The organism is Rheinheimera sp. MMS21-TC3 (assembly GCF_032229285.1).
Classification (GTDB): Bacteria; Pseudomonadota; Gammaproteobacteria; order Enterobacterales; family Alteromonadaceae; genus Alishewanella.
The window spans coordinates 1,937,182-1,952,082 of sequence record NZ_CP135084.1 but is presented as its reverse complement, the minus strand read 5'-3'; the positions used below and the strand labels follow the sequence as shown (position 1 = coordinate 1,952,082).

General features: G+C 40.8%; 14 protein-coding genes. 11 read left to right on the top strand and 3 right to left on the bottom strand.

From position 1 onward, the window contains the following. Window positions 1–31: 31 nt before the first annotated feature. The 6 genes from msbA to tcdA are packed head-to-tail and all read left to right on the top strand — an operon-like array spanning window position 32 to window position 5,275. On the top strand, window positions 32–1,783 hold the full coding sequence (gene msbA / locus RDV63_RS09620) for a lipid A export permease/ATP-binding protein MsbA (RefSeq protein ID WP_313909283.1): 1,752 nt from the start codon (window positions 32–34) through the stop codon (window positions 1,781–1,783). Then, on the top strand, window positions 1,784–2,770 hold the full coding sequence (gene lpxK, locus RDV63_RS09615) for a tetraacyldisaccharide 4'-kinase (protein WP_313909282.1): 987 nt from the start codon (window positions 1,784–1,786) through the stop codon (window positions 2,768–2,770). Then, window positions 2,760–2,957, top strand: coding sequence for a Trm112 family protein (locus RDV63_RS09610; RefSeq protein WP_313909281.1), 198 nt, complete (start codon window positions 2,760–2,762; stop codon window positions 2,955–2,957). Before lpxK ends, RDV63_RS09610 begins: the two co-directional genes overlap by 11 nt. Then, window positions 2,945–3,703 carry a 3-deoxy-manno-octulosonate cytidylyltransferase gene (kdsB, locus tag RDV63_RS09605; protein WP_313909280.1) on the top strand — a complete coding sequence of 253 codons (759 nt, stop codon included), beginning with the start codon at window positions 2,945–2,947 and terminating at the stop codon, window positions 3,701–3,703. Before RDV63_RS09610 ends, kdsB begins: the two co-directional genes overlap by 13 nt. Next, window positions 3,700–4,428 (top strand): TIGR01621 family pseudouridine synthase, encoded by a 729-nt coding sequence (locus tag RDV63_RS09600; protein WP_313909279.1) that lies wholly within the window; start codon window positions 3,700–3,702, stop codon window positions 4,426–4,428. The genes kdsB and RDV63_RS09600 overlap by 4 nt, the downstream gene beginning before the upstream one ends. Window positions 4,429–4,486: 58 nt before the next feature. After that, window positions 4,487–5,275, top strand: a complete 789-nt coding sequence (gene tcdA / locus RDV63_RS09595) for a tRNA cyclic N6-threonylcarbamoyladenosine(37) synthase TcdA (protein ID WP_313909278.1) — start codon at window positions 4,487–4,489, stop codon at window positions 5,273–5,275. Between the two features lie 17 nt (window positions 5,276–5,292). On the opposite strand, the gene RDV63_RS09590 is transcribed toward tcdA, so the two are convergent. From RDV63_RS09590 to gltA, 3 genes are all read right to left on the bottom strand, one after another. Further along, window positions 5,293–5,736 (bottom strand): SufE family protein, encoded by a 444-nt coding sequence (locus RDV63_RS09590; protein WP_313909277.1) that lies wholly within the window; start codon window positions 5,734–5,736, stop codon window positions 5,293–5,295. After that, window positions 5,733–6,950: a cysteine desulfurase gene (locus RDV63_RS09585; protein ID WP_313909276.1), complete on the bottom strand. Its 1,218-nt coding sequence runs from the start codon at window positions 6,948–6,950 to the stop codon at window positions 5,733–5,735. Before RDV63_RS09585 ends, RDV63_RS09590 begins: the two co-directional genes overlap by 4 nt. Window positions 6,951–7,084: 134 nt before the next feature. Then, entirely contained in the window at window positions 7,085–8,368 is a 1,284-nt protein-coding gene (gltA, locus tag RDV63_RS09580; RefSeq protein WP_313909275.1) for a citrate synthase, read from the bottom strand. A gap of 391 nt (window positions 8,369–8,759) precedes the next feature. Here gltA and sdhC point away from each other — a divergent pair, with 391 nt between their 5' ends. The 5 genes from sdhC to RDV63_RS09555 all read left to right on the top strand — a co-directional run bounded on the left by sdhC (window position 8,760) and on the right by RDV63_RS09555 (window position 14,892). Further along, window positions 8,760–9,137, top strand: a complete 378-nt coding sequence (gene sdhC, locus RDV63_RS09575) for a succinate dehydrogenase, cytochrome b556 subunit (protein ID WP_313909274.1) — start codon at window positions 8,760–8,762, stop codon at window positions 9,135–9,137. Further along, window positions 9,128–9,475: a succinate dehydrogenase, hydrophobic membrane anchor protein gene (sdhD, locus tag RDV63_RS09570; protein ID WP_313909273.1), complete on the top strand. Its 348-nt coding sequence runs from the start codon at window positions 9,128–9,130 to the stop codon at window positions 9,473–9,475. The genes sdhC and sdhD overlap by 10 nt, the downstream gene beginning before the upstream one ends. After that, on the top strand, window positions 9,476–11,248 hold the full coding sequence (sdhA, locus tag RDV63_RS09565; RefSeq protein ID WP_313909272.1) for a succinate dehydrogenase flavoprotein subunit: 1,773 nt from the start codon (window positions 9,476–9,478) through the stop codon (window positions 11,246–11,248). A 12-nt stretch (window positions 11,249–11,260) separates the two neighbouring features. After that, the gene (locus RDV63_RS09560; RefSeq protein WP_313909271.1) at window positions 11,261–11,980 is read left to right on the top strand and encodes a succinate dehydrogenase iron-sulfur subunit; all 720 of its coding nucleotides are present in this window, start codon (window positions 11,261–11,263) and stop codon (window positions 11,978–11,980) included. Between the two features lie 101 nt (window positions 11,981–12,081). Further along, entirely contained in the window at window positions 12,082–14,892 is a 2,811-nt protein-coding gene (locus tag RDV63_RS09555; RefSeq protein WP_313909270.1) for a 2-oxoglutarate dehydrogenase E1 component, read from the top strand. Window positions 14,893–14,901 lie beyond the last annotated feature (9 nt).

Genomic DNA, 14,901 nt, shown 5'->3' with positions numbered 1-14,901 from the left:
AATAAACAAAAAACTTAGCTAGGATGATCCTTTGACACCTTCACCCATTTTAAAGCAACTTAGCTTTCGTCGTTTACTTGCCTATGTAAAACCTTATCGTCTAGGTTTTGTTGCAGCAGCTATTGGTATGATTGGTTACGCTTTAGTTGATGTTTACTTTGTCTCTCAACTTAAAGACTTTATCGATATTGGTATTAATCAAAAAAATACTGACTATCTTCGTTATGCCCCGATTTTTATTATTATTATTTTTATCATGAGAGGGGTATTTAACTTTATTGCCAGTTATTGCTTAAACTGGGTAGGTACCCATGTAGTGCAAGAAATGCGGCAGCAGCTATTTCAGCATCTTATTCGTTTACCGGTAAGCTTTCATGATCAGCATTCAACGGGTGATTTAATTTCAAAAATTACCTATAACACAGAACAAATAAAGCAAACTACCTCTCGCGCCTTAGCGGTATTAATACGGGAAGGGGTATTTGTATTTGGTCTATTAGTGCTGATGTTTTGGAATAGTTGGCAGTTATCATCAATATTTTTATTAATAGCCCCTATAATTGCCATTATCGTTAGTTTTGTTAGTAAAAGATTTCAGCAGCTAAGCAAAAACATTCAAAGTGCCATGGGCGAGGTAACAACCTGCTCTGAGCAAATGTTAAATGGCCATAAAGTTATTTTATCTTTTGGCGGCCAAGATATAGAAAGTAAACGTTTTTATGCTGTTAACAACTTAACCCGTCGCCAAGACGTAAAAATGGAAGCGACCCGAGCTATTAGTGTGTCATCAATTCAAATCATAGCCTCATTTGCTTTAGCTTTTGTTATTTATATGGCTAGTTTTCCTGAAATGTTAGATAGCTTAACGGCTGGTAAATTTACCACTATTGTTGGTTCTATGATGATGTTGTTACGACCGCTTAAACAATTAACAACAATAAATAGTGAGTTTCAGCGCGGTTTAATTGCTGCAGAAAGTGTATTCCAAGTGTTAGACCAACCAACCGAGCAAGATACAGGCACTCAGGTGTTAAGCAATATTAAAGGTGAAATATGTTTTAAGCATGTCAATTTTTCTTACCCTGGACATGATAATCAGGTTTTACACGATGTTAGCTTTACGGCACCGGCCGGAAAGACTATTGCCATAGTAGGGCGCTCTGGTAGCGGTAAAACAACCATTTCCAGCTTGTTACCGAGGTTTTATGATGTGTTAGATGGTGAGATTAGCTTAGATGGTATACCGATAAAAAGCTGTACTTTAGCTTCTTTACGCCAACAAATGGCGGTGGTGTCACAACATGTCACTTTGTTTAATGACACTATAGCTAACAATATCACTTATGGTTTTACTGAAGAGGTTAGCGCTGAGCAGCTACAAGAAGTTGCTGAAAAAGCGCATGTTTTAGAGTTTACTGCTAATTTAAAAGATGGACTAGATACTATTATAGGTGAAAATGGCGTCAGTTTATCTGGTGGTCAACGCCAGCGGATTGCCATTGCCAGAGCTTTAATGCGTGAAGCACCAATTTTAATTTTAGACGAAGCCACTTCAGCCTTAGATACTGAGTCAGAACGAAAAATTCAATCGGCACTTAACGAGCTATTAAAAGACCGTACCAGCATTGTTATTGCCCATCGCTTATCTACTATTGAAAATGCCGATATTATTTTAGTAATGGAGCAAGGTCGTATAGTAGAGCAGGGGGATCACCATAGTTTGTTACAACAAAATGGTGCTTATGCGCAGTTATATAAACTGCAATTTGGTGCTGAATCTTAAATGAGTAAAAAAGTAAGCTGGCTAGAGAAGTGTTGGTATCAAAATAGCCAGTTTTTTTGGTTATTGTTACCACTTTCATGGTTATATGGCCTGATCACTGCTATAAGACGTAGCTTATATCGTTTAGGTATAAAGCCGCAGCATCGCTTAGCCGTTCCAGTTATTGTTGTAGGTAATATCAGTGTAGGCGGTACAGGTAAAACCCCTTTTACCTTAATGTTATGTCAGCTATTAATAGAACAAGGCTGGCGGCCTGGCATAGTAAGTCGTGGTTATGGTGCTAAAGTAGTCACACCCACTTTAGTCACATCTGATGCTAAGGCTGAAAATGTCGGTGATGAACCCTTATTACTGGCAAAGCGTAGTGGTTGCCCGGTAGTGGTTTATCCTAATCGGGTGCAAGCTGCAGAATACTTATTACAGCAAACTGATGTTGATATTATTATTAGTGATGATGGTCTGCAGCATTACGCCTTGCAGCGTGATGTGGAAATTGTATTAGTAGATGGTTTACGCGGTTTAGGTAATCAGCAATTATTGCCTGCTGGCCCCTTACGTGAAAAACGCTGGCGCTTAAGTAAAGTAGATTTAGTGATTAGCAATAGTCAGCCGTTACCCTATGCCGATGGCGTGATGCAACTTATTCCTACTGCGGCTAAGGCATTAAACTCTGATAAAACACTGCCACCTAGTGCTGTTAATTTAGTGGCAGCAATAGGCAACCCTACTCGTTTTGCTAATACTGCAAAACAAGCCGGTTTTACTATTTTACAACAACGTTATTTTGTCGACCATCATCAGTTTACGGCGGCTGATTTTAGTCAAATGGCTACACCTATCTTAATGACAGAAAAAGATGCTGTAAAATGCACTAGCTTTGCTCAAGATGATTGGTTTAGTTTAACCGTAAATGCAAAGCTTGATGCTACAGCGGCAGCAAAACTTAGCATCCTTTTAACTCAGTTACGGAGTACCTATGGCCCTTAAAGTAGCTTTAACCGATATTTTGGCTTGCCCAGTCTGTAAAGGAAAACTTAAATATAGTAAAGAACCTGCGCTACTAATTTGTTTAGCAGATAAGTTAGCTTATCCCATTCGTGACAATATTCCGGTATTAATTGAAGAAGAAGCGCAACAATTAACCACTGAAGAGGTTGAACAATGGCGTTCGTAGTCATTATTCCTGCTCGTTACGCCAGTAGCCGTTTACCCGGTAAACCCTTAGCCGATATTGCTGGTAAATCTATGATACAGCGGGTATATCAGCAAGTTCTATTAAGCGGTGCTAGCCAAGTAGTGGTAGCAACAGATGATGCTAGAATTGAAGCTGAAGTATTAGGCTTTGGCGGTGATGTTTGTTTAACCTCTACTGAGCATAACTCAGGAACAGAGCGTTTAGCAGAAGTTGTCAGCCGTTTACAGTTAGCGCCAGATACGGTAGTGGTGAATGTACAAGGGGATGAGCCTTTTATACCGCCTAGTATTATCAAGCAAGTGGCGACCAATTTAGCCAGCCAAACTAAAGCTAAGATGGCAACACTAGCGGTAGCTATTGCTAGTATGGATGAAGTTACCAATCCTAATGTGGTCAAAGTAGTTTGTGACCAACAAGGTTACGCCTTATATTTTAGCCGCTCAGCAATTCCTTTTGATCGCGATCATGCTTTTACCGAGCAGATTGCTACTCATTATCGGCGTCATATCGGAATTTATGCCTATCGTGCTGAGTTTATTAACCGTTATATTCAATGGCCAGCATCACTTTTAGAACAAATAGAGTGCCTAGAGCAATTAAGGGTATTATGGCAAGGCGAGGCTATTCATGTGGCAACCGCTATTGAAACACCTGCTGTTGGAGTAGATACAGCAGCTGATTTAGCGGCTGCGTGTCGTTATGCGCAAAATTTAGGTTGTTCATGACAGCTTTTCGTGTAGTTGCTACTACAGAGCACTTTATTGTGCTTAATAAAGCGCCAGGGATTAGTTTTCATTCAGATGACGGCCCTGGCTTAGTTGTTTTAGCCGAGCAGCAGTTTCAAATGAAACTGTATCCTGTGCATAGGTTAGACAAAGTGACCTCTGGCTTAATTTTATTTGCCACTAGTGCAGCTAGCGCAGCAGAGTTAACACGCTTATTTACGCAACACAAAATTGATAAGTATTACTTAGCTATTAGCTTAGATAAACCATTAAAAAAACAGGGTTGGGTCAAAGGCGACATGGTAATAGGGCGCAGGTCAAGCTGGAAGTTGCTGCAAACTATGCATCACCCTGCGGTTAGTTATTTTATTAGTAAAGGTTTTAATGATTTACCTTTTAGAGCTTTTTTAATTAAACCTTTTACCGGCAAAACGCATCAAATACGGGTGGCGTTAAAAAGTGTTTCAGCCCCCATTGCTGGTGATACCCTTTATCAGGCTGCGGCCGAATCTCGGGTGTATTTACATGCCTATGCTATTAAGTTTACTGTTTATAATCAGCAATATAGTTATGTCTGTAAGCCAGATGAAGGTGAGCGTTTTCAGCAATTAGTTCAAGCTAATCAGTTACAGCAATGGGCTGAGCCTTGGACATTAGATTGGCCAAGCTATACGGCTAACTCTGCTGCAAACAGCGTAACTAGCCTTCTAGCTAAAAATAGCTAACAAAGTATTGTTATTAACAAAAAATCTTTAGATTAGAACTGCAGTTGAGTTGAGAACCATGTCAGATTATTTATTACGTTTTGCAGGTATTGGCCGTTTATATGGCCAAAATGCGCTTGAGATATTTCGTCAGGCTCATGTGGTGGTTATTGGCATAGGTGGCGTGGGGAGTTGGGCGGCAGAAGCTTTAGCACGTTCAGGTATTGGTGAAATTACACTTATAGACTTAGATGATGTTTGTGTGAGTAATATTAATCGGCAATTACATGCGTTAACTCATACTATAGGTCAGGATAAAGTCGCGGTAATGGCGGAGCGTATATTAGCCATAAACCCTGAATGTAAAGTACATCAAATAGCTGATTTTATTGCTCCTGATAATATGGCGGAGTTACTTCCTAAAAATATTAGCTACGTTGTCGATGCTATTGATTCTGTGAAAGCTAAAGTGGCACTAATTGCTTATTGTAAACGCAATAAAATTCCACTTATTACTACTGGTGGGGCTGGCGGGCAACTTGATCCTACTCAAATTCAGTTAGCCGATTTAAGTCAGGCTTTTAATGATCCACTTTTAGCTAAAGTACGCAATGCGCTGCGTCGTGAACATAACTTTACACGTAACACTAAACGCCGCTTTGGTGTAGATTGCGTCTTTTCAACCGAGCAATTAAAGTACCCGCAGGCAGATGGTAGTGTTTGCCAACAAAAGCCAGACCTCAATGGCAGTATGCGCCTAGATTGTAGTGGGGGTTTTGGGGCCACATCAGTTGTAACCGCTAGCTTTGGCTTTGCTGCGGTATCTAAACTGTTACTAAAACTTAATACAGCTAAAGCAAGTGGCTAAGCCTGAAGGTATTTAAGCTATTTAATACAACTTTTAATGTGTTGGATCATGGCGGTTAAACCATTGCCCCGAGATTGGCTTAAATAAGGTTTAATATTTAGTTCATCAAATAGCTGTGTTAAGTCAAAGCTAGCTAATTCAGCAGTCGACATACCATTAATTTGACACAGCATAATGGCCATTAAGCCTTTAACAATACGGGCTTCGCTATCTAAAATAAAAAAGTGCTTATCATTAGCGGGATCATGATAATGCAATAACCAAGCGCGACTTTCACAGCCTTTTACTAATAAGTCCGTTTGCTTCATTTTCTCAGGTAAAGCAGGAAGTTTTTTACCTAGTTGCATTAGGACTCGATAACGGCTTTGCCAGTCTTTGGTTTGGCTAATAACTGGAAAGTCTAATTTTTTTATTTCGTCCAACCCAGCTTGTGTCTCTGCTAATAATTGTTCTAATTTCATGCAGTTAATATCTCCATGGCTTGCTCCAAAGCGAGCAAGCACTGGTTTACATCATCTATTGTATTGTATGCAGCGAGCGAACATCTTACGGCTCCTTTCTGCTTGATGTAACTAAATAAAGGCATGGCACAATGTTGGCCAGCGCGTACGGCAATCTGTTGTTGATTAAGTAACTCTGCAACATCTACATGATGCTCAGCAATCACATTAAAAGTTACTATGCCAGCATTATGCACAGGGCTGGATAAAATATCTATGCCTTTTATAGCAGATAAACCGTTATAAAAGTGCTGTAATAATAATAATTTATGTTTTTGTAGTTGGCTTGTATCAAAACTTTGCAGCCATTTTATTGCTGCGCCAAGGCCTATAGCACCTGCTATGTTAGGTGTGCCAGCCTCTAAGCGAAAAGGTAATTGATTAAAACTACTATGATCAAAGCTGACATGTTCAATCATTTCACCGCCGGCAAAAATAGGCGTTAATTGTTGTAATAGGGATAATTTGCCATATAAAACACCAATACCGGTAGGGCCATAGAGTTTGTGGCCAGAAAAAGCATAAAAATCACAATCTAACTGTTGCATATCTGGTTGTTGATATACCACGCTTTGCGCGCCATCAACAACGGTTATTGCTCCTACACGTTTTGCTTGGGCAATCATTTCTTGTGCTGGTTGAATATGGCCTAATACATTAGAAACGTGACAAAAGCTGACGACTTTAGGTTTAAGAGCCAGTAATGCTGTATAGGCACTAAGATCTAATTGATTGTTTTTCGTTAAAGGCACGACATCAATAATAACACCATGGCGTTGGCAGTGTAATTGCCAAGGTACTATATTGGCGTGGTGTTCAAGTTGAGTAAGTAAAACTCGATCACCAGCTTGTAATACAGTGTGCATTAATCCAAAGGCAAGTTGGTTAAGCGCTGCGGTAGTGCCGCTGGTAAAAATAACTTCTTCACGCTGCTTGGCATTAATAAAGTTAGCAACTGTTGTTCTAGCGGCTTCATAACTTTGGGTAGCTAGTTGACTAATACTATGAGCGCCACGATGAACATTGCTATTTTCTGTTTGATAAAAATGACTAATTGCCTCTATTACTGCTGCAGGCTTATGCATAGTAGCGGCATTATCTAAATACACCCAGTCGGGCTGCGTTGAAAAAAAGACAAAATGTTGACGAAATGACATCACATCAAAGCAAGACATTTAATAGGTAAACTCAGTAGCTAAGCATGCGCTGATTCTGCCTGTTTTACAGCTAAGGGGCAAATAAATGCCTAAAATTAAGCAATAAAAAAACGGCCTAAGCCGTTTTTTTATTGCTAGCTAAGCTAAAACTATTAACGTTTGTCTAATGACACAAAATCACGAGAAGTATAGCCTGTGTATAACTGACGAGGACGACCAATTTTATGGCCTTTTTCGCCTAACATTTCGTCCCAATGCGCTATCCAGCCAACAGTACGCGACATGGCAAAAATAACAGTAAACATACTAGTTGGAATGCCAATAGCTCTTAAGATAATGCCACTATAAAAATCTACGTTCGGGTAGAGTTTCTTTTCAATGAAATATTCATCTTCAAGTGCAATACGTTCTAATTCCATAGCCACATCAAATAAAGGATCTTTAATTTTCAATTCCTTTAATACTTCATGGCAGGTTTCACGCATTACTTTAGCTCTTGGATCAAAGTTTTTATATACGCGATGGCCAAAGCCCATTAAGCGGAACGAGTCATCTTTATCTTTAGCGCGGTTTACGTATTCAGGTATACGATCTACAGAGCCAATTTCTTGTAACATTTTTAAGCAAGCTTCGTTAGCACCACCATGCGCAGGTCCCCAAAGTGAAGCTACACCAGCAGCGATACAGGCATAAGGATTAGCCCCTGAAGAGCCCGCTAAACGTACTGTTGACGTAGATGCGTTTTGCTCATGATCTGCATGTAGCATAAAGATTTTATCCATAGCCTTAGCTAAGATTGGATTAACTTTATACTCTTCCGCAGGTACAGAGAATAACATATGCAAGAAATTAGCTGAGAAGCTTAAATCATTGCGAGGGTGTACAAAGGGTTGACCAACTGTATATTTATACGCCATTGCCGACAGGGTAGGCATTTTGGCAATTAAACGATGCGCACTACGCTTACGTTGTGCTGGGTCATTAATATCCAAGTCAGAATGATAAAATGATGACATAGCCCCAACAACACCACACAACATCGCCATAGGATGTGCATCAACACGGAAACCTTGGAAAAAAGCAGCGATTTTCTCGTGGACCATAGTGTGACGAGTAATAGTGGTTTTAAATTCTTTATATTGCTCTTTGCCAGGTAATTTACCTTCAAGCAATAAATAACATAATTCTAAATAGTCTGAATGGTCGGCTAATTGTTCAATTGGGTAACCACGATGTAGCAACATACCCTCGTCGCCATCAATGTAAGTGATCTTTGATTCACATGAACCAGTAGACATAAAGCCAGGATCAAATGTGAAATAACCATGCTGACCCAAGGCGCGAACATCAATTACGTCAGTGCCGGCGCTGCCAGAGTAAACTGGCAACTCGAACGATTTCCCATCAACCTGCACGACGGCCTTTTTATCTGCCATTGGATTTCTCCTGTTGTTGTAGTATCGGATTAAAGGAATTATTTACGATGGTCGCTATTCTACCTGTAAATGCCCCCCATAAGTCAATTTTAATCAGTTTTTGCTTAACTAAGTAGTCTACTCTAGTATTATTGCTCTAGACTTTAAAATATGTAATGGTCAAAGTACATTGTTGCAAGTAAAATCAAACTAAAATTGTAATAATGCTTTGTGAAATATATACTAGCGCTGTTTTAAACGGTTTCTCAGTAATATTTTTTTGCTGGATCTGGTAAGGCTGTTCCAGCTTGAGCAAAAAAGTGTATTGAATATTGAGTATTGACTGTTTATTCAGCAATAACAACGACAATGACAACAAGAGCTCAATTATGGGCATCGATGGGCAAGCACTGTGAAAAAACAAAGACCAGTAAATCTCGACCTTTCCACAATATCGTTTCCGGCACCTGCCATAGCGTCAATATTGCACCGTGTTTCCGGGGTAGCAATGTTTTTCGCGTTGATATTCGTTATTTGGGCTTGGGCCTATTCATTACAGGACCAACAGAGCTTTGATTATGTCAAAGAGCTAATGACGTCACACTTCGCCAAAATTATTGCTTGGGGTTCAATCTCATTACTTACTTACCATATTGTAGGCGGTATTCGTCATATGGTTATGGACTTAGGTCATTGGGAAGAGCTGCAATCGGGTAACTTAAGTGCGAAGCTTTCTATTGCACTATGGGCTGTATTATCAGTATTAGCAGGAGTTTGGTTATGGTTCTAAATCAAGCAAGCCTTAAGCGCGATGGCGTGCAGGACTTTGTATCACTGAGAGCAACAGCTGTAGTGCTGATGCTGTACAGTTTTTTTATTCTTGGGTTTTTCATCTGTACACCAGAAGTGACCTTTGAAGTATGGCAAGCATTATTTGCTAACACTTTGATGAAGGTATTTACTTTATTAGCATTAATTTGTATAGCCGTGCACACCCGCATTGGTTTATGGCAGGTATTAACTGACTATGTTAAGTCAGCTAGATTACGTGCCGTTTTACAATTTTTCCTTTATACACTGGCATTCGCTTATGTAGCGGTTGGCCTGTTTGTTTTGTGGGGTGCTTAAGTGACTATACCAGTAAGAGAATTTGATGCCGTAGTAATCGGCGCAGGTGGTGCGGGTATGCGCGCTGCATTGCAAATTACAGAGTCAGGTTTAACCTGTGCATTATTATCTAAAGTATTTCCAACTCGTTCTCATACCGTATCTGCGCAAGGCGGTATTACGGTAGCACTAGGTAATACTCACCCAGATAACTGGGAGTGGCACATGTTTGATACCGTTAAGGGTTCTGACTATATCGGTGACCAAGACGCCATTGAATATATGTGTAAAACAGGTCCTGAAGCCATTACCGAACTTGAAAATATGGGCTTACCATTTTCACGTTTAGAAAACGGTAAAGTTTATCAGCGTCCATTTGGTGGTCAATCTAGAAACTTTGGTGGCGAACAAGCCGCCCGAACTGCTGCTGCTGCTGACCGTACTGGTCATGCTTTATTACACTTGTTGTATCAACAGAACGTTAAAAATAAAACTCAAGTGTTTAGCGAGTGGTATGCGCTGGATCTAGTTAAAAACCAAGACGGTGCTATCGTAGGTTGTACCGCCATTGATATTGAAACCGGCGAGATTGTTTACTTTAAATCTAAAGCAACCGTTTTAGCTACAGGTGGTGCAGGGCGTATCTTTGCTTCTACTACAAACGCTCACATTAATACTGGTGATGGAATCGGCATGGCATTACGTGCTGGCGTTCCATTACAGGATATGGAAATGTGGCAGTTCCACCCAACGGGTATAGCAGGAGCTGGTACTCTAGTGACAGAAGGCTGTCGTGGTGAAGGTGGCTATCTGTTAAATAAAGACGGTGAGCGTTTTATGGAACGTTATGCGCCAAATGCTAAAGACTTAGCCAGCCGTGACGTTGTTGCCCGCTCTATGATGACAGAAATCCGTGAAGGCCGTGGTTGTGAAGGTCCTTGGGGTGTTCACCTTAAGTTAAAACTTGATCACTTAGGTAAAGACGTCTTAGAAAGTCGCTTACCGGGTGTGTGCGATTTATCGCGTACCTTTGCTCATGTTGATCCAGTTAAAGAACCTATTCCAGTTATTCCAACTTGTCACTATATGATGGGTGGTATTCCAACTAATGTTGATGGCCAAGCCATTAAAGCTAATGCTGACGGTACTGAGTCAATTATTCCAGGTTTATTTGCTTGTGGTGAAATTGCTTGTGTCTCTGTTCACGGTGCCAACCGCTTAGGTGGTAACTCATTATTAGACTTAGTAGTATTTGGTCGGGCAACAGGCTTACACTTAGGTAAAGCCTTAGCCGCTACACCTGATCCACGAGTGGCGTCAGAATCAGACATCGAGGCGGCATTAAGTCGTACTAGACGTTGGGAAGATTCTAAGCCTGGCCAAGGTGAAGATCCGGTACAAATTAAGAAAGATCTGCAAAAGTGTATGCAATTAAACTTCTCTGTTTTCCGTGAAGGTAAAGCAATGGCCGAAGGGTTAGAAGAGCTTAAGCAAATTCGTGAACGCTTAAAATATGCCCGTTTAGATGATAAGAGCTCTGACTTTAATACCCAACGTATTGAGTGTTTAGAGCTAGACAACTTAATGGAAACTGCTTTCTCTACAGCGGTAGCAGCAAACTACCGTACTGAAAGCCGTGGTGCACATGCTCGCTTTGACTTCCCAGATCGTGATGATGAAAACTGGTTATGCCACAGCGTTTTTTCGCCAGAAACAGAATCAATGTTTAAGCGTAAAGTGAACTTGGAACCAAAATTCCGAGAAGCTTTCCCGCCTAAAGCACGTACTTACTAAGAGGGCTCAGCGATGAAGAAGTTAGTTTTCTCAATCTATCGTTACAACCCTGATGTTGATAAAGCGCCACGTATGCAGGACTATACTTTAGATAATCCTGAAGGTCGCGATATGATGGTGCTAGATGCACTGATCAGGTTAAAAGAACAAGATCCAACGTTATCTTTCCGTCGCAGTTGCCGTGAAGGTGTTTGCGGCTCAGATGGCATGAATATTAATGGTAAAAATGGTTTAGCTTGTATTACACCCTTAACAGCAGCGGGCCTTAAAGGGGGCAAAATAGTTGTTCGTCCTTTGCCTGGTTTGCCTGTTGTGCGTGACTTAGTGGTTGATATGGGCCAATTTTATACTCAGTATGAAAAAATTAAACCATACTTAATTAATGATAGTAAAATTCCACCTGCGGGTGAGTTTAAGCAGTCAATTGAAGATCGTGATAAGTTAGATGGATTATACGAATGTATTTTATGCGCTTGTTGTTCAAGCTCATGCCCATCTTTCTGGTGGAACCCAGATAAGTTTATCGGTCCAGCCGGTTTACTTAATGCTTACCGCTTCTTAGTAGATAGCCGTGATACTGCGACAGAGGAACGTTTAAACGATTTAGATGATGCGTTCAGCGTATTCCGTTGTCATGGTATTATGAATTGCGTTAATGTTTGTCCTAAAGGGTTAAACCCAACTAAGGCAATTGGTGCAATTAAATCAATGTTGTTAAACCGAGCGTTATAATGCGCTCTAATTTGGTAAGCGAATAAAAAACTGCGCATTTTAACTAAGATGCGCGTTTTTTTGCTACTTTTTCCAGGTGCGCGGAAATTAAGGGAAACTAAATGCACGAAGGTGTAATGAAGGCGTGGCTAGAGTCTTCTCATTTAGGCGGCGGTAACATGGCCTATGTTGATGAACTCTATGAATCCTACTTAGCTGAACCTACCAGCGTTTCTGATGAATGGCGAGATTTTTTCGCCACACTACCTAAGTTAGATGGGGTAGAACTAGAAGTTCGTCATGCTGAAGTTAGGCAGCAATTTGCTGACTTAGCCAAAAATAAACATCGCGAAGTTGTGGTGATTAATAGCGGCAGTGCAGCAGATAGTCGTCAAGTTAAAGTGTTGCAGCTGATTAACTCTTACCGCTTTCGCGGCCATCAGCAAGCAAATCTAGATCCATTAGGACTGTGGCAACGGCCAAGAGTTCGTGATCTTGAATTGTCGCATCACGACTTATCAGAAGCAGATTTTGACACCGAGTTTAACGTTGGCTCTTTTGCTAGTGGCCAAGAAGTTATGAAACTGGGTGATTTGTACAAAGCATTAGAGAAAACCTATTGTGGTTCTATTGGTGCCGAGTACATGCATATCGTCTCTACGGACGAGAAACGTTGGATCCAACAACGTTTAGAAGGTATCCAATCTACCCCTACTTATGACAAAGCCGAACAAGCCGCAATTTTAAAAGGTTTAATTGCTGCTGATGGTCTAGAGAAGTATTTATCGTCTAAATTCCCAGGAGCTAAACGCTTCGGGTTAGAAGGTGGTGATGCGATGATACCTATGCTCAAAGCGATGATTCATCGCGCAGGCGAGCAAGGTGCTAAAGACTGTGTTATTGGTATGGCCCACCGTGGTCGTTTAAATACACTTATTAACGTCTTAGGTAAAAATCCATCAAAATTATTTGATGAGTTTGCTGGTAAATATGAAGTAGTAGGCGCAGGTGACGTTAAATACCATATGGGCTTTTCGTCAGACTTTACAACTGCGGGCGGCAATGTCCATTTAGCTTTAGCGTTTAACCCATCGCACTTAGAAATAGTAAACCCTGTAGTAATGGGGTCAGTACGCGCGCGTCTTGATCGCCGTAATGATAGTAGTGGTTCTTCTGCTTTACCAATTTCTATCCATGGTGATTCCGCTTTTGCTGGCCAAGGTGTGGTAGCCGAAACCTTTAACTTATCGCAAACCCGTGCTTTTAAGGTTGGCGGTACAGTACGTATTGTTATCAACAACCAAGTTGGTTTTACCACTTCTAACCCAGAAGATACTCGTTCAACTGAATATTGTACTGATATTGCAAAAATGGTGCAGGCGCCTATTTTCCATGTTAATGGTGATGACCCTGAAGCTGTAGTCTTTGTTGCACAATTAGCTGTTGATTATCGCAATACCTTTAAGCGTGATGTGGTTATCGACTTAGTTTGTTATCGTCGTAATGGCCATAACGAAGCGGATGAACCAAATGCTACGCAGCCACTGATGTATCAAAAAATTAAGAAGCATCCAACACCACGTGAGCTATATGCAAAAAATCTAGTGGCACAAAATGTGTTCACAGAAGATGAAGTTACAGCATTAGTAACTGAGTATCGTGATGCTTTAGATAAAGGTGATTGCGTTGTTGCAGAGAAAAGTGCCACTACAGCTGCATCAGTAGATTGGACATCTTATTTAGGCCATGACTGGGATACTGCTTTTGATGCCAAAATTTCACTTGATAAACTTATCGAGTTAGGTAAAAAAGCTACTAGCTTGCCTGAGTCAGTGGTTATGCAACGTCAAGTTGGCCGTGTCTATGAAGATCGGGCATTAATGTTAGCCGGTGAGAAGAAGATCGACTGGGGCTTTGCTGAAATTTTAGCTTATGCAACTACTGTTGCTGATGGTAATAGAATTAGAATTGTTGGTCAGGATTCTGCCCGCGGTACTTTCTTCCATCGCCATGCTGTTTTGCATAATCAGACCGATGGCTCAACTTATACACCTTTAGAGCATATCAGTACTGACCAAGGGCCATTCCAAGTCTTTGACTCGGCACTATCAGAAGAAGCAGTATTAGCCTTTGAATATGGCTATGCTACTGCAGAGCCACGGGCTATGGTTATCTGGGAAGGTCAGTTTGGTGACTTTGCAAACGGCGCCCAAGTAGTGATTGACCAATTTTTAAGCTCTGGTGAGCAAAAATGGGGCCGTTTATGTGGTTTAACCTTATTGTTGCCTCATGGTTATGAAGGCCAAGGTCCAGAGCACTCATCAGCCCGTTTAGAGCGCTTTTTACAACTTTGTGCTGATCATAATATGCAGGTTTGTATTCCAACAACGCCTGCACAAGTATTTAATATGTTACGTCGCCAAATGATACGACCAATGCGTCGGCCATTGATTGTGATGTCACCTAAATCATTATTACGTCATCCGCTAGCTACTTCTACCTTAGAAGAGTTAGCCAGTGGTCAATTCCACAACGTAATTGCAGAAATAGATGATATTGATACTTCAGAGGTTAAGCGCGTTATCTTCTGTAGTGGAAAAGTATATTTTGAGCTACTAGAAGAGCGCCGTAAACGTGAGCAAACGGATGTGGCAATTATTCGTGTCGAACAGCTTTATCCGTTCCCGCACGAAGAAATGGCTAAAGTGTTAAAGGATTATCAACACGTAACTGATTTTGTTTGGTGTCAAGAAGAACCACAAAACCAAGGTGCTTGGTATTGTAGTCAACATCATTTCCGTGGCGCTATCCCCAAATCGGGAGATTTAACTTATGCTGGTCGTGAGGCTTCGTCTTCACCTGCAGTTGGCTACTTGTCTGTGCATAATAAGCAGCAACAAGCCTTAATTAATGATGCGCTAACGATAAAATAAATTAACTTG

What these genes read in the sequence shown, in the direction of transcription:
- RDV63_RS09590 (WP_313909277.1), bottom strand. Translation starts at nt 5,736, where the DNA reads ATGAAATTAGAACAATTATTAGCAGAGACACAAGCTGGGTTGGACGAA.
- RDV63_RS09600 (WP_313909279.1), top strand. Translation starts at nt 3,700, where the DNA reads ATGACAGCTTTTCGTGTAGTTGCTACTACAGAGCACTTTATTGTGCTT.
- tcdA (WP_313909278.1), top strand. Translation starts at nt 4,487, where the DNA reads ATGTCAGATTATTTATTACGTTTTGCAGGTATTGGCCGTTTATATGGC.
- sdhD (WP_313909273.1), top strand. Translation starts at nt 9,128, where the DNA reads ATGGTTCTAAATCAAGCAAGCCTTAAGCGCGATGGCGTGCAGGACTTT.
- lpxK (WP_313909282.1), top strand. Translation starts at nt 1,784, where the DNA reads ATGAGTAAAAAAGTAAGCTGGCTAGAGAAGTGTTGGTATCAAAATAGC.
- RDV63_RS09560 (WP_313909271.1), top strand. Translation starts at nt 11,261, where the DNA reads ATGAAGAAGTTAGTTTTCTCAATCTATCGTTACAACCCTGATGTTGAT.
- RDV63_RS09585 (WP_313909276.1), bottom strand. Translation starts at nt 6,950, where the DNA reads ATGTCTTGCTTTGATGTGATGTCATTTCGTCAACATTTTGTCTTTTTT.
- RDV63_RS09555 (WP_313909270.1), top strand. Translation starts at nt 12,082, where the DNA reads ATGCACGAAGGTGTAATGAAGGCGTGGCTAGAGTCTTCTCATTTAGGC.
- kdsB (WP_313909280.1), top strand. Translation starts at nt 2,945, where the DNA reads ATGGCGTTCGTAGTCATTATTCCTGCTCGTTACGCCAGTAGCCGTTTA.
- RDV63_RS09610 (WP_313909281.1), top strand. Translation starts at nt 2,760, where the DNA reads ATGGCCCTTAAAGTAGCTTTAACCGATATTTTGGCTTGCCCAGTCTGT.
- gltA (WP_313909275.1), bottom strand. Translation starts at nt 8,368, where the DNA reads ATGGCAGATAAAAAGGCCGTCGTGCAGGTTGATGGGAAATCGTTCGAG.